The following is an 18,484-nucleotide window of genomic DNA, read 5'->3' on the forward strand; positions in this document are numbered from 1 at the left end:
GGTCATCCCTTCAAGGAGCCCTGGAGCAGGGCGGTGACGAAGCGTCGCTGGAAGATCAGGAAGACCAGGAGCGTGGGGGTGAGGATCAGCAGCGAGCCCGCGCAGAGCAGCGGGATGTCGGTGCCCCACTGTCCCTGGAAGGCGCCGAGCGCGCCCGACATCGTGCGCTGCAGCGGGTCGTCGACCAGCACGATGGCGAGCAGGAACTGGTTCCACGTCCACAGGAACAGCAGGATGGCCAGCGACGAGGTCGCCGGGGCGGCCAGCGGCACGTGTACCTTCCAGAAGAGCTGCCAGGTGCCCGCGCCGTCGATGCGCGCGCTCTCGGACAGTTCCTCCGGCATGTTGACGAAGTGCGCCCGCATCCAGAACACCGAGAACGGCATGAACAGCCCGATCAGCGGCAGGATGATCGCCCACCGGGTGTTCAGCACGCCCATGTCGCGCACCAGGTAGTAGAGCGGGGTGATGATGCCCTCGAACGGCAGGGTCAGGCCGAGCAGGAACGCCACGAACACGATGCGCCGTCCGGGGATGCGCAGGTGCCCGATGGCGAACCCGGCCATGGTGGCCACGACCAGCGAGATCGGCACCACCCCGAGCACGATCAGCGCGCTCGACTTCAGCAGCTCGACCATCCGGGCCGCCGTGAACGCGGTGGCGAAGTTGCCCCACTGCGGGTCGTCGGGCCACTCCAGGCCCAGCGGGTAGGTGCCCGAGGGGTGGAGCGCGGTGACGAAGAGGCTGAGGAACGGCATCAGCGTGGCCGCCATCAGCACGATCAGCAGCACCCGGCCGGTCCAGGCCTCACGGCGAGCGAGTTTCATGAGTTCCGGTCCCTGGTGAGCCACTGGATCGGCAGCGCGCACGCGATCACCAGCACGGTGAGGACCACCGCGAGGGCCGAGGCGAGGCCGACCTGCCGTTCGGAGAAGGCCAGGTAGTAGATCTCCAGGCCGGGCACCATGCTGGCGTTGCCGGGCCCGCCCTGGGTGGAGACGTAGACGATGTCGAAGCTGGCCAGCGCGGCCACGACGGTGACGGTGACGCAGACCCCGACCTCCTGCCGCAGGCTGGGCAGGGTGATCGAGACGAACTCACGCAGCGGGCCCGCCCCGTCGAGGCGCGCGGCCTCGTACAGAGCCGGATCGATCTTGCTCATGCCGGCCAGCAGCAGGAGCGTGCAGAGCCCGAGAAGCACCCAGGCGCCGATCACGCCGACCGCCGGGAGCGCCGTGTCGAAGTCGCCGAGCCAGGCACGGGTGATCTTCTCCAGCCCGATCAGCGTCAGGAGCTGGTTGATCATGCCGGTGGACGACAGCAGCCAGCTCCAGGCGATTCCGGCCGCGACCAGCGGGATGACCTGCGGCAGGAAGATGACCGTGCGGGCCACCAGCGCGAGACGGCTGGTGGCGATCCGCCGGATCGTCGCCGCGATGGCCAGCCCGAGCACGACCGGGACCGCGCTGAAGAAGGCGATCAGCTTGATCGCGTTGAGGATGGTGGCGAACAGGTCGGGGTCGGTGAAGACCCGCGTGTAGTTCTGGAACCCGGCCCAGGTGGACACGCCGATGCCGTCCCACTTGTAGAGGGAGTACTGCACCGTCATGAACAACGGCTGGACCACGAACACGACGTAGAACGCGGCCGCGGGCAGCACGAACAACCAGCCGGCCCACCTCGACCCGCTCCGCCGCTTCACGGCCGCCTTCACGTCAGCCTCCCTTGACCTGGGACTCGTAGTCGGCCTGGACGCTCTTGAGCAGGCCCTCGGGGGTCTGCTCGCCGCCGACGAGTTTCTGCAGGCCGGGGGTCCAGCTCTTGGCGTAGATCGCGCCGGTGGCGTTGGCGATGAAGTCCATCGACCCGTTGTCCTCGGCGATCTTCGCGCCCGCCGCGAGGGTGCTCTCGGTGACGGTACCGGGGGCGACCGGAGGCATCGGCGCGTCGGCCGGGCCCATCGGGTGGGAGCCGCCGACCTGGACGCCGATCGTGCGCGCCTGGGCGTCGGTGGCGACCCAGTCGAGGAAGAAGGCGGCGCAGTCGGCATTCTTGGCCTTCTCGGCGATGCCGAAGGTCAGCGGCGCCGACATGGCCGCGCGCTTGCCGCCGGCCTGGGCCGGGGGCATCAGGAAGAACCCGGCCTTCCCGGCCATCTGCTTGTCGAGGTTGCCCGACTCCCAGTCGCCGTCGAACATGAACAGGCCGTCGCCCTTGATGAAGCGGCTCATCATCGTGGCGTAGTCGACCGCGTTGACGTCCTTCCAGAAGTAGCCCGCCTTGATCCACTTCTCCAGGTGCTGGGCGGCCTGGAGGTTGGACGGGGTGTCGATGGTCGCGCCGGGCTTCTGGTAGATCCACTCGTTGATCGGCGCCGACGGGCCGTAGGAGGCCATCAGGTTCTGGAGCGGGAAGGCCAGACCGCCGGTGGCGCCGCCGTTGAACTGGGCGATCGGGTTCAGCCCCGCCTCCTTGGCCTTGGCCAGGGCGGCGTCGAGGTCGGCCAGCGTCTCGGGCGCGGTGGTCATGCCGATCTTCTCGGCCTGCTCCTTGTTGTAGAACACGCCGGTCATGGAGAAGTTCAGGCCCATGGCGTAGAGGGAGCCCTCACCCCGGACCGCACCGCCGGGGGCCATGCGCATCTGCTCCAGCTGCGAGGCGGGCCACTGGTCCCAGCCGAAGGCCTTGGCGTAGCCGTCGAGGTTCTTGAGGAGGTTGTTCTTGACCAGCTCGGAGACCTGGGGCAGGCGCATGAGGTCCGGCGGGTCGTCGGCCAGCACGCGCGGGGCGTTCTGGGTGATCACCGCGAACTGGTCTTCGCGGATGTCCCAGGTGACGTTGGGGTGCTGCTTGGTGAACTCATCGGTGAGCGCCTTCGCGATCGGGAAGCCCGTTTCGAAGTAGCCCTTGAGCGTGACCGGCCCGGTGCCACAGGTCGGCGCGGACGACAGCGCGGGAGCCGACGACGCGGCGGCCGTCGGCTGGGCGTTGTCGCTGCCCGGCGCCGAACACGCGGCGGCCAGGCTTCCCCCCAGGATGACCACCATCGCCACGCGGCTCCGGCGGGAGTGAACTCGACGAGACATGGTGCGTCTCCCTTTGCTAAATCGGATTAGCGATGCGATAGTCTCACCGTACGTATCCGACCGTGTCAAGGCCCCGTAACTGGGTTGAAATATGGAGGTCTCCCCGGTGAGTCGACGTCGGGTCACCTTGGCCGATCTGGCCGAGGCGGCCGGAGTATCCCGCACGACCGCCTCGCTCGTGATGACGGGCAGGGGCCGTGAGCTGCGCATTTCCCACGACGTGGAGCAGAGGGTACTGCGTGCGGCCGACGAGTTGGGCTATCGCCCGAACGCGGTCTCCGTCGGGTTGCGCACCGGCACGAGCCGTACGATCGGCTTCGTCTCCGACACCGTCGCGACATCCCGCCTCGCCGGCGACATGATCAAGGGCGCCCTGGAGGCGGCCCGCGAACGCGGCGTGATGCTGTTCATCGGTGAGAGCGAGGGCGATCCCGAACTGGAACGCAGCCTGCTCCACGCCATGCAGGACCGCCAGGTCGACGGCATCATCCTGGCCTCCATGTTCACCCGGACGATCAAGGTCCCCAAGGACATCGGCCCGGCCGTCCTGCTCAACGCGCTGCCCCGGCCCGCCTCGGGCCTGGCCTCCATCGTGCCCGACGAGATCGACGCCGGGCGCTCGGCCGCCCGGGTGCTCCTCGACGCCGGGCACCACGAGGGGGTCTACGTGATCGGGGCCGGTCCGCGCCTGCGCGACGGGCCCGCGGGCAGCGTCGCGGCCGTGGAACGCCTGATCGGCATCCGGGAGACCGGGCTGAAGATCGCCGGTGCGGTGGCCTGCTCCGACTGGCGGCCGGAAGACGGGCTGGCCGCGACCCAGGCGCTGCTGGCCGACCACCGTCCCCGCGCGCTGATCTGCCTCAACGACCGGGTGGCCTTCGGCGCCTACCAGGCGCTGGCCGACGCCGGGCTGTCGGTCCCCGGCGACGTGTCGGTGGTGTCGTTCGACGACCACCCCATCGCCTCGTGGATGCGCCCCAAGCTGACGACCGTGGCGCTGCCCCACTACGAGCTGGGCCGCAAGGCGGTGGAGGTGCTGTTCGCCCAGATGGGCGGGGAGGTGGAGCCCGGTCAGGTGTTCCGGGTGGCCATGCCGGTCAGCCACCGCGAGTCGGTCGCCGCGGTCTCATGAGACCGCGGCCGCTCAGCGGCGCAGGCGCACCGGTTCTCCCGGACCGCCCCGGCGCACCAGCCACGCCTCGGTGATGTGGGTGAACATCGCCTCGGAGGCGCCTTCGGGATCGCCGAGGGCGACGCGTTCGTAGATGCGCCGGTGGCCGAGGTTGGAGGCCACGCACAGGGCGCGTTCGGTGCGGCCGGTGTAGCGCGAGGTGTTGATCACCTGGCTCTCCAGCTGGCGCACGACCGCCCGCGCGATCCGGTTGCCGGAGGCCCGCATGATCGTGTCGTGGAAGGCCCGGTCGTAGTCGGCGTAGGCGACGGGGTCGCCGACCAGTTCGTCCATGCGGTCGACGAGGGCGTGGAGGCGTTCGATGGTCTCCTCGTCGGCGACGCGGGCGGCCACGTGGGCCATGTCCGATTCGAGCAGTCGCCGGGTGACGACCAGGTCGTCGAGGACGGTGATGCCGTCGTCCTGGGCGATGGTCGCGGCCAGCACGAGTTCGTCGAGCATGTTCCACTCGGTGGGCGCGGTGACGATCGTGCCGCTGCCCTGGCGGACCTGGACCAGCCCCTTCTCCTGGAGGATCTTCACCGCCTCCCGGACCACCGTCCGGCTGACCGAGAAGGACTCGCACAGCGCCGGTTCGGGTGGGAGCGGCGTGCCGGGGGCGTGCACGCCGCGGACGATCCGGTCGACGAGTTCGGCCGTGAGCGCCTGGGCGAGGTTGGCCGGCCGTTTCGTCCAGTCGGGTGCTTTCTGAGATGCCGCCATGTCCCCTCCAGGTGTGTGACGAGTCTAGGGTCAGAGGCGGTACACCCGCTCCGCCGTCCCGCTGAAGATCGCCTCCTGCTCCCCCGCCGGGAGCCCCGCGAGCAGGTCGCGCACCGTGTCGGTCCATTCGGGCAGCGATCCGGCCAGCAGGCAGACGGGCCAGTCGGAGCCGAACATCAGCCGCTCCGGGCCGAACGCCTCGATCGCGACCTCGACGTAGGGCCGCAGGGTGGCGGCGTCCCACCGTTCCCGGTCGGCCTCGGTGATCAGGCCCGAGAGCTTGGCGGTCACGTTGGGCTCGGCGGCGAGCTCCCTCAGCAGGGCGGCCCACGACCAGAACTCCCCGGCGGCGATCGCCGGTTTGCCCAGGTGGTCGAGGACGAAGCCCAGGTCGGGCAGGGCGCGCACGGTCGCGATCGCGGCGGGAAGCTGGTGGGGCGCCACGAGCAGGTCATAAGTGAGCCCGGCCGAGGCCACGTGGCGGAGGCCCGCGCGCACGTCGTCGCGGGCCAGCCACTCCGGGTCGGGTTCGCCCTGCACGAGGTGGCGGATGCCGCGCAGCAGGCCGCCACCGGGTGAACCGGCCAGCACGGCGAGCTCGTCCGGGAGGTCGGGCCGGGTGAGGTCGGCCCAGCCCACCACGGCCGCGATGATCGGCGCCCGGGCCGCCGTCACGAGGAACTCGCGCGTCTCCTCGGCGTCGGCCAGGACCTGCACCAGCACCGAGCGGCTCACCCCCGCGGCGGCGGCCGTGGCGGCGTAGTCGTCCGGGGTGAAGTCGCGCAGCAGGGGCTTGGTGTCCGGGGAGGTCAGCCAGTCGTGGGGGCGACGGGACAGATCCCAGAGGTGGTGGTGGGCGTCGATGACGGCGGGACCGCTCACGTTCTGTCTCCTGTTCCGGGACCGGCCGGGTTGTCGCGGACGACGTTGCCTCGGCTGCCGTCGGCGACGCCGGTGACGGCGGGGTTCGTGGTGTGGTTGCCGACCAGGGTGAGGTCGCCGGTGTGGTTGCCGTTCTGGACGTTGGCGTGCGCCCACGCGGCGGTGGGGTTCACGAAGACGTTGTTCCTGACGGTCAGGTGGCGCGAGGCCTCGTCGAAGTAGATGCCGTACCGGCCGCTGTTCTCGACGTGGTTCTCCTCGATGACGCCGCCCGGGATCGCCGAGAGGGTGTAGAGGCCGCCCCCGCCGGTCATCGCCTGGGCGACGTCGCGGATGTGGTTCCCGGTGACGTGGACGTCGCGCATCGTCGTGGGCGTGTGGTGGACGGGGCGGAAGTCGTACAGGCCGCGGGCGAGGTAGTCGGGGCTGCCGCCGGGGTCGTTGGCGCCCCAGCCGTAGCCGAGGGCGATCCCCGAATAGGGCAGGTCGGCGAGGTGGTTGCGGGCGATGGTCAGGCGGGTGACGTAACTCGCGAAGATCCCGGCGTGGTCGAGGTACTCCTGCGCCGTCGCGACGACGCGGTTGCCGCTGATCACGATGTCGCCGGTGACCATGCGCGGGTCGGAGGGGTGGTGCGCGTCCGGGCGCACCCCGCCGACGACGATGCCGCCGCCCGCGTTCGCGGTGAACGTGCCGCCGGTGACCGTGATCCGGCGGGCGCCCAGCCCGACGCCGGTGGCGTGGGCGTTGGCGTCGTTGCCGATGCCGAGCGCGACCGAGCCGAGGTTGACGAAGGCGCACCCGGCGAACGTGACGTCGGCGGCGGCCGACACCTGGACCGCCGCGGGGACCTGGAACCAGCCGTCGCGGGAGGCCTCGAACCCCGCGCAGCCGGCCGCGCACGAGGCGAACGCGTCGGCCGGACGGTGCGGTTGGGACCCCGCGATGAAGGCGCCGGTCTGCTGGTTGGCGTACCCGTCGATCGACGGGCGCAGCCAGGTGGTGCCGGTGAAGGTCAGGTTCTCGAACCGCAGGTCGTGGACGGGTTCGTCGTAGGTGCCGCCGACCTCCAGCAGCGATTCGAGCAGCGGCAGCCCGACCCGGGCCGTGGCGAGGTCCTGCCCCGGGAGCGGCCGGTAGTAGAGCGTCCCCGACGCGGGGTCCAGACACCACTCGCCGGGCTCGTCGAGGAAGCTCCGGGAGTTGACCAGGAAGAACTCCTGGGCGCCGAACGGCGCCTGGACGGTGTCGTAGCCGTAGGTGTTGTTGTCCCACGCGGGCTGCCGCATGACGACCTCGGTGGCGGTGATGCGCTCGACCGGGGAGAACCTGTTGGTGAACGCGGACCGCGCCTGGAACTCGACGCGCCCCTGGTCGGGCAGGTCGGCCAGCCACGCCAGGGCGGGATCGTCCAGGGTCAGTCCCGTGGGGGTCGGCGTGACGGCGCCGGGTGCCAGCCTGATCCGGGCCCGCCGGGCGAGCCTCCCGTCGACGTAGAGCTGGCGGGTGTCGGCGCCCGCCCGCACCTGGGCCCGGAAGACGCCGTGCCCGTCGGGCTCCCAACCGGTGACGGGCACGGCGCCGCTGATCACGGGTTCGGCGCCGGGCGCCGCCCGCCAGATCACCGGGTGGCCGTCGCGACCGGAGTCGGCGGCGCCGAGCCGCAGCGGCTCGGCCAGGCGGTGCACGCCGCCGAGGAGTTCCACGGTCACGTCGGAGTCGCCCCAGGCCAGGGCGGCGCGGACCCGCCGCCGGGCCTCCCGCAGGGTCGCGAGCGGGTGGTCCCGGCTGCCTGGTGCGGAGTCGTCACCGGTGTCGTCACCGGCGACGGTCAGGGATGGCTTCACGCGTTTCCTTCCAGCTGTGAACCGGAAGGTAATTCGTATGACGTCTTACGTCAAGATCTCATTCGCCGGAGAAGAGCCGCTGCTGGATCTCCCTGCGGTAGTCCTCCAGCGTGTTGTCGATGTGCGCGGCGGCCGCCTCGGCCGCCGCGTCGGCGTCGCCGACCCGGATCGCCCGGTGGATCGCCTCGTGCTCCTCGACCGCCTTGGCCGCGTGGCCGCCGATCGAACCGCGCAGCCCGATCAGGCTCGACTGCGCCTGGAGTCGCCGGGCCTCACCCACCGCCACCTGCAGGAACATGTTGTGGGAGGCGGTCGCGACGGCCGCGTGGAAGGCGTCGTCGCCCTCGTTGAACAGGTCGGCGCGACCGGTGTCGAACCCCTGGCGGCACAGCCCGGCCGCCCTCTCGATCTCGTGCAGCTCGACGGGCGTGGCCCGGCGCGCGGCCAGGCGGCTGGTCTCCATCTCCTGGGCGCGCCGGAACTCGAACAGCATGTAGACGTGGTCGAGGTCGGCCGGGAGGAAGAAGGGCGTCCACCGGCCGGCGCCCAGCATGCCCTCGTCGTCGGCCACGTAGAGGCCCCGGCCCTTCTGCGCCCGCACCCGGCCGAGCGCCGAAAGGATCTTCACCGCCTCCCGCACCACCGTGCGGCTGGTGCCCAGGCGCTGCGCCAGCTCCATCTCCGTCGGCATCCGGTCACCCGGCCGCAGCCCTGATTGGCCGATCAGCTCCAGCACCTGTTCGGCCGCCACCTCGTATCCGGGCCGGTAAGGGCCCGCCGCCTGCTCTGCCACGCCCCAAGAGTACGACTCATCCCTCGCTAGCTCCGCATGGTCCAGCGCTGGTCGGCGCCGGCGTGGCAGGTCCAGAGCACGAGCTGGCCACCGGGCGAGCTGTGGGCGATCTCCGAGCGGGTGAGCGTGATGTTGCTCGCGCCCAGGCCGACGCCGCTGGTGTGGGCGTTGGCGTCGTTGCCGATGCCGACGGCGGTCTGCCCCGGCCATGTCGTACCGGTGAAGGTCAAACCGGAGAACGTGACGTGGTGGGCGGGCGCGTCGTAGGTGCCGCCGACCGCCACCAGCGACGGGAGCACCGGCGGCTCGACGCTGACGCCGCTCATGTTCTGGCCGGACGCCGGGATGGAGGAGAGGACGCCGGTGCCGGGGTTGAGGTACCACTCCCCCGCGCGGTGGGGGCTGGTGAAGGTGACGCCGGTGCCCACATTGGCCCGCCAGATGTTCCTGAACGAGTCGGCGACCGTCCAGCCGGTGACCGCCCTGGCCCCGGTGATCACCGGGCGGGTACCGGAGGCGGCCTGCCACCGCACGGTGTGGCCGTTGTCGCCCGAGTCGGCGGCCGTCAGCCGGAGCGGCGCCGTCAGCCGGAGCGGCGCGGTCAGCCGGTAGGTCCCCGCGGTCAGACCGGGCGCCGCGGTCCCGGGGAGGAGCCGTCTTCTCAGAACGGGGAGCATGGAACCTTTCCTTCGTGAAAGGGCGGCCCGGCTGACGACCGGAGTGGCACCACCGAGCATCAGCGAGGGCCGCCAGGAAATCTGGGGACATGTGTCGGTCTTATCTGGCCTCCGGAAGACCGTCTTCTCGTCGACGAGTCCTTGAAGGGATGCGGCGTGCCTCCCTGGACGATGTCGGCGATCACCGATATGTGAGCGTTAACAGGCCCACCTGTCCCCGCTGCTCCTCTCTCTCGGAAGGACCACCCAAAACAGGTCTTGCGTAGCAAACAACAGCCGATATGGCGCCGTCAAGAGTACGAAACATTCCATGAACAAAGCCGGGTCTGGGTGATGACCCGACATCACCCAGACCCGGAAGTGGACTCAGGCGTTACCGCTCCGGGTCCACCGCTGGTTGGTCCCGCCGTGGCAGGCGTAGAGCTGGACGCGGGTGCCGTTGCCGGTCCCGGCCGCGTCCAGGCACAACCCCGACTGCACGCCGGTGATGGTGCCGTCGGTGTTCACCCGCCACTTCTGGTTGGTGCCGTTGTGGCAGGAGTAGATCTGGACCCTGGCCCCGTTGCCGGTGCCGGCCGCGTCGAGGCACTTGTTCCCGTAGACGCGCAGCTCCTGCGCCGAGGTGAGGGCCCATCTCTGGTTGGTACCGCCGTGGCAGTCCCAGAGCTGGATCTGGGTGCCGTCGCCGGTGCCGGAGCCCGGGACGTCCAGGCAGCGTCCGGACGCCACGCCCCTGACCTGCCCGTCACCGGCCGTCGGTGTCGGGGTCGGTGTGGGGGTCGGAGTGGGGCTCGGCGTGGGGGTCGGAGTCGTGCCTCCGTCCAGGCCGAAGAACCTGATGGCGTGGGCGGCCATCCCGGTGTGCGGCAGGTTGTGGCCCGCTCCGGTGATCGTGTAGGCCTCGACCTGGCCCGAGCCGTAGACCCGCCGCGTCCAGCCCGACTGCGGGCTGGTCGTCGACGTGGGCGTCTGGCTCACGCCGTGGACGTTGGTGAACTGGTCGACCTCCTTCTGCAGCATGGTGAAGTTGAGGACGTCGTCCGCGGTTCCGTGCCAGGCCATCAGTCTCGGCCTGGCGCCGGTGTAGCCGGAGAAGGCGCCCCGCACCAGGTCACCCCACTGCTGGGGGGACCTGTCGCCACAGCCCGGAGCGCCGAGGCAGCCGAAGGGCACCCCGGCGAAGGGGGCCCCGGCCCGGAACACGTCGGGGTAGGTGGCGAGCAGGTTGACCGTCATCATCGCGCCCGAGGAGAACCCGGTGGCGAACACCCGGGAGGCGTCGCCGTTGTACCGCTGCACGACGTAGTTCACCATCGACACGATGGAGACGGGGTCGCTGCCGCCGTCGTGCCGGAGCGCCTCGTTCGACCAGACGTCGTAGCAGTTCGACAGGCCGTTGACGCTCTTGTTGGCCTGCGGGTAGATCACCACGAATCCGTACCGGTCGGACAGGGACCGGAACTCCGTCTGCTGGAAGAAGTCGGTCGCCCGGCCGTTGCAGCCGTGCATCGCCACCAGGATCCCGGGGCGCGGGGCCACGGTGTCGGGCACGTACAGGTGCATCTGGATGTTGCCGGGGTTGTTCCCGAAGCCGGTGATCTGCGTGAGCGACGCGGCCTTCGCGGCGGGTGCCTGGGTCACGAGACCGGCCAGGATGGCGACCAGGGCCGCGATCACCGCCGCGATCGGCACCCCGATCGGCACCGTCCGTGACGGGGTCACGTGCGCGACCACCTCTGGTTGGCGCCGTTCCAGCAGGAGTAGAGCTGGATCAGGGCGCCGTTGCCGGAGCCGGCGGCGTCCAGGCACAGGCCCGACTGCACGTTCCTGATCGAGCCGTCGGAGTTGAGGGTCCACTTCTGGTTGCTGCCGCCCCAGCAGGAGTAGATCTGCACCTTCGCGCCGTTGCCGGTGCCGGCGGCGTCGAGGCACTTGTTGCCGTAGACGCGCAGCTCCTGGGCCGAGGTGTAGGTCCACTGCTGGTTGGAGTTGGTGTGGCAGTCGTACAGCTGGACCTGCACGCCGTCGGTCGTCGAGGCGCTCGGCACGTCGACGCACCGGTTGGACTGCTGGCCGCGGATCTGTGTCCCGGTACCCGTGGTGGGCGTGGGGGTCGGGGTGGGCGAGCCGGTCGGCGTCGCCGAGGGCGACGGGTTGGGGGACGCGGAGTTGAGCGCGTTCAGGACCGAGGTGTAGGCCGACTTCTTGTTGCCCGAGGAGTCGAACAGCAGCGGGCTGGTGTTGGCGCCCAGCCAGGAGTCGCTGTCACGCACGCCCCACACCGTGATGCCGGTGCAGCGCGCCACCGCGAGACAGTCGTTGACGACGGCGGCGTAGGTCTGGGCCGAGCCGCCCTGGATGTCGAGCTCGGTGATCTGCACGTCCACGCCCAGGGCGGCGAAGCTCTGGATGGTGGTGCGGTAGTTGCTGTTGTACGGGCTGTTGGAGTTGAAGTGGGACTGGAGGCCGACGCAGTCGATCGGCACGCCGCGCGACTTGAAGTCGCGGACCATGTTGTAGACGCCCTGGGTCTTGGCCCAGCTCCAGTTGTCGATGTTGTAGTCGTTGTAGCAGAGCTTGGCGTTCGGGTCGGCGTTGCGCGCGGTGCGGAACGCGACCTCGATCCAGTCGTTGCCGGTGCTCTGGAGGTTGGAGCTGCGGCGCCCGCCGGAGTTGCCGTCGGCGAAGGCCTCGTTGACGACGTCCCAGGCGTAGATCTTGCCGCGGTAGTAGCCCATGACGCCGTTGATGTGGTCGATCATGGCCTGGCGCAGGTTGGAGCCGGAGAGCGACTGCATCCAGCCCGGCTGCTGGGAGTGCCAGGCCAGGGTGTGGCCGCGCACCCGCTTGCCGTTCTGCACGGCCCAGTTGTAGACCCGGTCGGCGTTGCCGAAGCTGAACTGCCCCCGGTTGGGCTCGGTGGCGTCGATCTTCATCTCGTTCTCGGCCGTGACCATGTCGAACTCACGGTTCGCGATCGTCGTGTACTGCGAGTCGCCGAGCCGGCTCGTGCTGATGGCCGTGCCGAAGTAGCGTCCGCTCTCCCGCGCGGCGGCGGCCAGCGTGCTCCCGGCGGCGTCCGCCGGGATCGACACCATCAGCGCCGCGCCCACGATGCCGACGACGCTCACCACCCCGGCGCCGAAGACCCTGCGGAGGGCGGATGCGGGTAATGCTCTCAAACCCATGCCTGACTCCATAACTGAAATCGCCGAAAGGGGATCCGGGCGGTCCCTCCGATCGCCAATTCAGGCCGGTCCGACCGCCTCGGAGACTTAGTTTGGAAACGCCTCCGAAACATGTCAACACTGTGGCGAAATTTTCGGTGACCATCCAGCCAGGCACGACACCCGACGAAAGCCTCGACAGCGGGGCGGGACAAGGCACTTCAGGCAGGGATGACGTCGAAATTTACGGGAAATTGGGGGCTGTAACTTTCACGTTCTTGGCGTAACTTACGGGGACCGACTCCGCTCGTCAGGGCACGGATGCGGCGCCGGGAGACCCCCGACCCCCTTGACGCCCTCCTGCCAGCTGTATTTACTCACGCAAGCACCACCGACGCCGGGATGCCGAAGGGAGGTCGCACTACGACGTGCTAGCGCTAACAGAGCCGAGTCTGTATGGCGCGACGTCGTAGGGCCTGGGTGGCACCAACACTCCCGGCTCCCCGTGTCCGCCGCTCTGCCTCCGCTGCCGGGAGGCAGAGCGGCTCCGGTGCCGACCGCTCCCCCGCACCCGCTGACGATCAGCTGGGCCGTAGTCCGAGAACCCAGGAGAGCACCCGCGCCACGCCGCAGCGAGGCCGCGGGCGATCTCCCCTGCCCACAATCGCCGCTGGAGGCGTGGATGTCGGCGTCACCACAACGCCTGGAACGTACCGACCCCTCGCGGGTCATCCTCCGGATGGAGGGGATCGGCAAGTCCTTCCTCGGTGTCCGGGTCCTCCGGGACATCGACCTGTCCGTCACGGCCGGAGAGGTGCACGCCATCGTCGGCGAGAACGGCGCCGGCAAGTCGACCCTCATGAAGATCCTCGCGGGGGTGCACCAGCCGGACGAGGGCACCGTCGAGATCGCCGGGGAACGCCGGGTGTTCGCCCATCCGGTGCACGCCCAGCGGGCCGGGGTGGCGATCATCTACCAGGAGTTCAACCTGCTCCCGGCGCGGAGCGTGGCCGAGAACGTCTTCCTCGGCCGCGAGCCCCGCGGGCGCGGCCTGGTCGACCGGGCCGCGATGGAGGCCGCCACGATCGCCCTGCTCGACGAGCTCGACGAGCACTCGTTCGGGCCGAAGGTCCTGGTCGGGGACCTGTCGGTGGCGCAGCGGCAGGTCGTGGAGATCGTCAAGGCGCTGAGCGTGGACGCGCGCATCGTCGTGATGGACGAACCGACCGCCGCGCTGGCCGAGCACGAGGTGGAGCTGCTCTACCGGCTCGTTCGCCGGTTGCAGGAGCGCGGCATCGCCGTGCTCTACATCTCCCACCGGCTGCGCGAGGTGTTCGACCTGGCCGACCGGGTGACGGTGCTCAAGGACGGCGCCTGCGTCACCACCGTGGAGACGGCCGGCGTCAGCACGGCCGAGCTGGTGCGGCTCATGGTGGGCCGGGAGCTCGACTCCTACTTCCCGCCCCGGGCCGGACCGTCGGCCGGCGGGGAACCGCTTCTCACCGTCGTGAACGGCGGCAACGGCAAGCTCGACGGCATCGACCTGGAACTGCGGGCGGGCGAGATCGTGGGCGTCGCCGGGCTCCAGGGGTCGGGCCGTTCGTCCCTGGCCAAGGCGATCTTCGGAGCCGAGCCGTTCACCCGCGGGGAGATGACGCCGCGACGCCCGCGTTCGGTGCGCGAGGGGGTGGCCGCCGGGTTCGGGCTGGTCACCGAGGACCGGAAGGCCGAAGGGCTGGCGCTGCACCAGCCCGTCCGCGACAACGCGCTCCTGGTGGCGCGTGCCGTCGGCCACCGCGCCCGGGCGGGCGTCGCGGGACTGCTCAACCGGGTCCGGCTGTCGCCGCCGCGTCAAGACACCGAGGTGCGGTTCCTGTCGGGCGGCAACCAGCAGAAGGTCGTGCTGGCCAAGTGGCTGACCGTCGGGCCGAAGGTGCTGCTGTTCGACGAGCCGACCCGAGGGGTGGACGTGGGCGCCAAGGCGGCCATCCACGACCTGATGCGGGAGCTCGCCGACGACGGCACGGCCATCCTGATGATCTCCTCCGAGCTGCCCGAACTGATCGGCATGAGCGACCGCATCGTCGTCCTGCGCGACGGCCGGGTGGCCGGGCACCTGCCCTCCGGCGCCACCGAAGAGGCCGTCATGGCGCTGGCCGCCGCCGACGGGACCGCCCGATGAACGCCCACGTGGCCCGGCTGGTCGCCACGCCGACCCGCGCCGTGTACGCCGCCCTCGTCGCCACCCTCGCCATCGGCTGGGCCCTCGTCGCCTTCGACGGCGGCACCTTCACCCTCAACGACCTCGTCGGCATCCAGCAGCGATCCGCCGCGCTCGGCATCGTCGCGGTCGGCCAGACCCTGGCGATCCTGGCCGGGTCGCTCGACCTGTCGGTGGCGTACCTGATCAGCCTGGTCTCCCTCGTGGCGGCCGAGACGATGGCGGGACAGAGCTCCAACGTCCTGACCGCCGTGTTCGTGGCTCTCGGGGTGAGCGCGCTGGTCGGGCTGGTCAACGGGGTGGTCATCACCCGGCTGAAGGTGCACGCCTTCATCGCCACGCTCGGGGTCGCGCTGGTCATCCGGGGCGTGCTCGACCACCTCTACGACGGGCCCGCGGGCGCCGTGCCGACGAGCTTCCAGCAGCTCGGCTACAGCCGGATCGGGCCGGTCCCGGTCGCGGCGCTGCTGTGGGCGGCGGTGGCGGTGGCGGTCTGGTTCCTGCTGCGGCGCACCCGGCTGGGCCACCACGTCTACGCCGTCGGCGGCGACGTCGAGGTGGCCCGCATGTCGGGCGTGCGCACCGACCGGGTCGTCATCGCGACCCACGTGATCTGCTCGCTGTGCGCGGGGGTGGCCGGGCTGCTGCTGGCCGCCCGCCTCGGCGCCGGAGCCCCCACGGTCGGCACCGACGGCGGCTACGACCTGGAGTCGATCGCGGCCGTGGTGCTCGGCGGCACCGCCCTGGCCGGTGGGCGCGGCGGCGTCGCCGGAACGGTCGGCGGGGTGCTCCTGCTGGCCGTCCTCGATTCGGTCTTCAACCAGCTCGAGGTGAACTCCTTCTTCAAGGACGTCGTGCGCGGCGTCGTCATCGTCGTCGCGGTCGCCGTCTACGCGCGCCGGACCACCCGGAGGGCGAAGTGAGACGCGCGCTGCCCATCTTCGTCGTGCTGGCCGGGCTGCTGGTGGCCATCGCGGTGGCCAACCCCTTCTTCCTGGAGCCGGCCGGGTTCCTGGCCTTCCTCAAGCGGGTCGCGCCGCTGGCGATCCTGGCCGCCGGGCAGTACTTCGTGATCGTCTCCGGCGAGTTCGACCTGTCGGTCGGCTCGCTGGTGACCGTCGAGGTGGTGGTCGCGGCGCGGCTCATCGACGGCGACGAGGCGGCGACCTGGCCGGTGCTGGCGCTGCTGATCGTCATCGGCCTGCTGGTGGGCCTGGTCAACGGGCTGGTCACCACGAAGCTGAAGGTGCCCTCGTTCATCACCACGCTCGGCGCGATGCTCATCCTGTCCGGAGCCGTCTTCCTCTGGACGGGTGGCGCCCCGCGCGGCGCGCTCTCGCAGGGGTTCCGGGTCTTCGGGCGCGAGGGCGTCTGGTCGGTGCTCATCCTGGCGGTCGTCGTCACCGGGGCTGTGCTGCTGATGCGGGCCGACTTCGGCCGCACCCTCGTCGCCGCCGGGGACAACGAGAGGGCCGCCCACCTGTCGGGGGTGCGGGTGGACCGGGCCCGGATCATCGCCTTCGCGCTGTCCGGGCTGTCGGCGGCGGTGGCCGGGATCCTGCTCGGCGGCTTCGCGGGGGTGTCCGCGCAGGTCGGCCAGAGTCTGGAGTTCCAGGCGATCACCGCCGTCGTGCTCGGCGGCGTGGTGCTCGGCGGCGGACGCGGCTCGGTCGTGGCCGCCATCGCCGGGGCCTTCACCCTGGAGGCCCTGTTCACCCTGCTCAACCTGCACGGCATCTCCGGAGCTCTGGAGTATGCGGTGCAGGGCGTGATCATCATCGCGGCCGTGGCGGCCGGCGGGCTGCGCCTGCCGGTCCTGTGGCCGCAACCCTCGAAAGTGTAAGGAGTACTGCCCATGCGTCGATTACTGGTGGCGGTCGCCGTGCTGACCCTGTCGGCTGCGGGATGTGCCAGTGATCTTCCCCCGACCGGTGCGAGCGCCGCTCCGACCACCGCCGCGAGCGCCGCGCCCGCCGAAACGGCCCCCACGTCGGCCGGGACCGGCGAGCAGTCGAAGTTCTTCGTCCAGGCCGACTACGACGCGCAGCTCGCCATGCGCACGCAGACGGCCGAGGGGCCCGCCGACAAGCCGTGGGAGCAGGCGATCGCCCCGCAGATGGTGGACACCGCGAAGTACAAGAAGGACGGCCCCTACCACCTGTGCTTCTCCAACGCCGCGGTCAACAACCCGTGGCGGCAGGTGGGCTGGACGACGATGCAGGCCGAGGTGGCCCTGCACAAGGACATCGAGAAGTTCACCGCCCTGGACGCCGAGGGCAAGGACGACAAGCAGATCTCCGACATCGCCGACCTCCAGGCCAAGGACTGCGACGCGCTCATCATCTCCCCCAACACCACCGCGACCCTGACCCCGGCCGTCGCCGGGGCCTGCCCCGAGGTGCCGGTCATCGTGTTCGACCGGGGCGTGGAGACCGACTGCCCGGTCACCTTCATCAAGCCCATCGGCGGCTACGCCTTCGGCGCCGACGGCTCCGAGTTCCTCATCGAGAAGGTGCCGGCCGGGGGCAAGGTGCTGGCGCTGCGCATCCTGCCGGGCGTGGACGTGCTGGAGAACCGCTGGGCCGCCGCCAAGGTCGCCTTCGACAACAGCCAGCTCGACGTGGTGGGTGTGGAGTTCACCGACGGCGACGCGGCCAAGACCAAGTCGATCGTGAGCGACTACCTGGCCCGGCACGGCAAGCTCGACGGCATCTGGATGGACGCCGGGGCGACCGCCGTGGCCGCCATCGAGGCGTTCGAGGACGCCGGGGTGCCGGTGCCCCCGATCGTGGGCGAAGACCAGCAGGACTTCCTGCAGAAGTGGAAGGACGGCAACCTCACCGCCGTCGCCCCCACCTACCCGACCTACCAGTGGCGTACTCCGGTCATCGCGGCCCTGAAGATCCTCAAGGGCGAGCAGGTCCCCAAGATGTGGAACCTGCCCCAGCCCAAGATCACGCAGGACACGCTGGGCACCTACCTGCAGCCGGACATGCCGCTGCTGCACTACGCGCTCTGCGGCTGCGAGTCCATGCCCGGCTTCCCCGGGAAGTGGGGCGGGAAGTAGATGTTCCCCATCGGCGTCAACACCTGGGTCTGGGTGTCGCCGCTGACCGACGGCGACCTGGCGGCGCTCGCGCCCCGGGTCGCCGGCTGGGGGTTCGACGTGCTCGAACTCCCCGTGGAGAACCCGGGCGACTGGGATCCCGGATGGGCCGCCGACGTCCTGGCCGAGAACGGCCTGACGGCGTCGGTGGCGCTGGTGATGCCCCCGGGCCGCGAGCTCGTGGACGCCTCCGCCGACGTGATCCGGGAGACCCAGGACTACCTGCGCCACGTGGTCGACGTGGCGGTCAGAGTCGGGGCCCCGGCCATCGGCGGCCCCGCCTACGCGTCGGTCGGCCGCACCTGGCCGCTCTCCGCCGACGAGCGCCGGGCCGCCTACCGATCATTGAGAGAGAACCTGACGCCCGTCGTCGACTACGCCGCCGAACGTGGCGTGCGGGTCGGGGTCGAGGCGCTGAACCGGTACGAGACCAGCCTGGTCAACACCATCGAGCAGGCACTCGACGCCATCCCGGACCACTGCGGGATCATGCTCGACTCGTACCACATGAACATCGAAGAGAAGAGTCCCGCCGGGGCCGTGCGCCTCGCCGGTGAGAGGGTCGCGCACATCCAGGTGTGCGGGACGGACAGGGGAGCGCCCGGAGACGACCACTTCGACTGGAAGTCCTTCATCGACGCGGTGACCGAGATCGGTTATTCGGGACCACTCGTGATCGAGTCGTTCACCGCGGAGAACCGCACGATCGCCACGGCCGCCTCCATCTGGCGGCCCCTGGCCCGGAGCCAGGACGCCCTGGCAACCGACGGGCTCGCTTTCCTCCGGGCTCTCTGAATCATCCCGCACCCTC

General features: G+C 70.5%; 16 protein-coding genes. 6 read left to right on the plus strand and 10 right to left on the minus strand.

The window, feature by feature from the left end; genetic code table 11:
- Positions 1-2: 2 nt before the first annotated feature.
- From ACYQ78_RS09930 to ACYQ78_RS09940, 3 genes are read right to left on the minus strand one after another with little or no spacing between them, the layout of a single operon-like run.
- A complete protein-coding gene (locus tag ACYQ78_RS09930) occupies positions 3-827 on the minus strand; it encodes a carbohydrate ABC transporter permease (protein WP_459800457.1) in 825 nt (274 codons plus the stop codon).
- Complete coding sequence (locus ACYQ78_RS09935; protein WP_459800458.1) at positions 824-1,714, minus strand: carbohydrate ABC transporter permease; 891 nt, start codon at positions 1,712-1,714, stop codon at positions 824-826. The genes ACYQ78_RS09930 and ACYQ78_RS09935 overlap by 4 nt, the downstream gene beginning before the upstream one ends.
- 1 nt (position 1,715) lies before the next feature.
- A complete protein-coding gene (locus tag ACYQ78_RS09940; protein WP_459800459.1) occupies positions 1,716-3,086 on the minus strand; it encodes an ABC transporter substrate-binding protein in 1,371 nt (456 codons plus the stop codon).
- A 106-nt stretch (positions 3,087-3,192) separates the two neighbouring features.
- Here ACYQ78_RS09940 and ACYQ78_RS09945 point away from each other — a divergent pair, with 106 nt between their 5' ends.
- Positions 3,193-4,218, plus strand: a complete 1,026-nt coding sequence (locus ACYQ78_RS09945) for a LacI family DNA-binding transcriptional regulator (protein WP_459800460.1) — start codon at positions 3,193-3,195, stop codon at positions 4,216-4,218.
- A 12-nt stretch (positions 4,219-4,230) separates the two neighbouring features.
- Here the strand turns inward: ACYQ78_RS09945 and ACYQ78_RS09950 are convergent, their stop codons facing one another.
- The 7 genes from ACYQ78_RS09950 to ACYQ78_RS09980 all read right to left on the minus strand — a co-directional run bounded on the left by ACYQ78_RS09950 (position 4,231) and on the right by ACYQ78_RS09980 (position 12,367).
- Entirely contained in the window at positions 4,231-4,980 is a 750-nt protein-coding gene (locus ACYQ78_RS09950) for a FadR/GntR family transcriptional regulator (RefSeq protein WP_459800461.1), read from the minus strand.
- A gap of 30 nt (positions 4,981-5,010) precedes the next feature.
- On the minus strand, positions 5,011-5,862 hold the full coding sequence (locus ACYQ78_RS09955; RefSeq protein WP_459800462.1) for an amidohydrolase family protein: 852 nt from the start codon (positions 5,860-5,862) through the stop codon (positions 5,011-5,013).
- Positions 5,859-7,709, minus strand: a complete 1,851-nt coding sequence (locus tag ACYQ78_RS09960) for a right-handed parallel beta-helix repeat-containing protein (protein ID WP_459800463.1) — start codon at positions 7,707-7,709, stop codon at positions 5,859-5,861. The genes ACYQ78_RS09955 and ACYQ78_RS09960 overlap by 4 nt, the downstream gene beginning before the upstream one ends.
- Positions 7,710-7,767: 58 nt before the next feature.
- A complete protein-coding gene (locus ACYQ78_RS09965) occupies positions 7,768-8,502 on the minus strand; it encodes a FadR/GntR family transcriptional regulator (RefSeq protein ID WP_459800464.1) in 735 nt (244 codons plus the stop codon).
- A gap of 26 nt (positions 8,503-8,528) precedes the next feature.
- Positions 8,529-9,179, minus strand: a complete 651-nt coding sequence (locus ACYQ78_RS09970; protein ID WP_459800465.1) for a hypothetical protein — start codon at positions 9,177-9,179, stop codon at positions 8,529-8,531.
- A gap of 366 nt (positions 9,180-9,545) precedes the next feature.
- A complete protein-coding gene (locus ACYQ78_RS09975) occupies positions 9,546-10,901 on the minus strand; it encodes an extracellular catalytic domain type 1 short-chain-length polyhydroxyalkanoate depolymerase (RefSeq protein WP_459800466.1) in 1,356 nt (451 codons plus the stop codon).
- Positions 10,898-12,367, minus strand: coding sequence for an endo-1,4-beta-xylanase (locus tag ACYQ78_RS09980; RefSeq protein WP_459800467.1), 1,470 nt, complete (start codon positions 12,365-12,367; stop codon positions 10,898-10,900). The genes ACYQ78_RS09975 and ACYQ78_RS09980 overlap by 4 nt, the downstream gene beginning before the upstream one ends.
- 661 nt (positions 12,368-13,028) lie before the next feature.
- Between ACYQ78_RS09980 and ACYQ78_RS09985 the strand changes: the two genes are divergently transcribed.
- From ACYQ78_RS09985 to ACYQ78_RS10005, 5 genes are read left to right on the plus strand one after another with little or no spacing between them, the layout of a single operon-like run.
- Positions 13,029-14,528: a sugar ABC transporter ATP-binding protein gene (locus ACYQ78_RS09985; protein ID WP_459800468.1), complete on the plus strand. Its 1,500-nt coding sequence runs from the start codon at positions 13,029-13,031 to the stop codon at positions 14,526-14,528.
- A complete protein-coding gene (locus tag ACYQ78_RS09990; RefSeq protein WP_459800469.1) occupies positions 14,525-15,490 on the plus strand; it encodes an ABC transporter permease in 966 nt (321 codons plus the stop codon). Before ACYQ78_RS09985 ends, ACYQ78_RS09990 begins: the two co-directional genes overlap by 4 nt.
- Complete coding sequence (locus tag ACYQ78_RS09995) at positions 15,487-16,410, plus strand: ABC transporter permease (protein ID WP_459800470.1); 924 nt, start codon at positions 15,487-15,489, stop codon at positions 16,408-16,410. Before ACYQ78_RS09990 ends, ACYQ78_RS09995 begins: the two co-directional genes overlap by 4 nt.
- A 12-nt stretch (positions 16,411-16,422) precedes the next feature.
- Positions 16,423-17,634, plus strand: coding sequence for a substrate-binding domain-containing protein (locus ACYQ78_RS10000; RefSeq protein ID WP_459800471.1), 1,212 nt, complete (start codon positions 16,423-16,425; stop codon positions 17,632-17,634).
- Positions 17,635-18,468 (plus strand): sugar phosphate isomerase/epimerase family protein, encoded by an 834-nt coding sequence (locus ACYQ78_RS10005; RefSeq protein ID WP_459800472.1) that lies wholly within the window; start codon positions 17,635-17,637, stop codon positions 18,466-18,468.
- Positions 18,469-18,484: the final 16 nt, after the last annotated feature.

It is taken from the genome of Herbidospora sp. RD11066 (assembly GCF_054661255.1).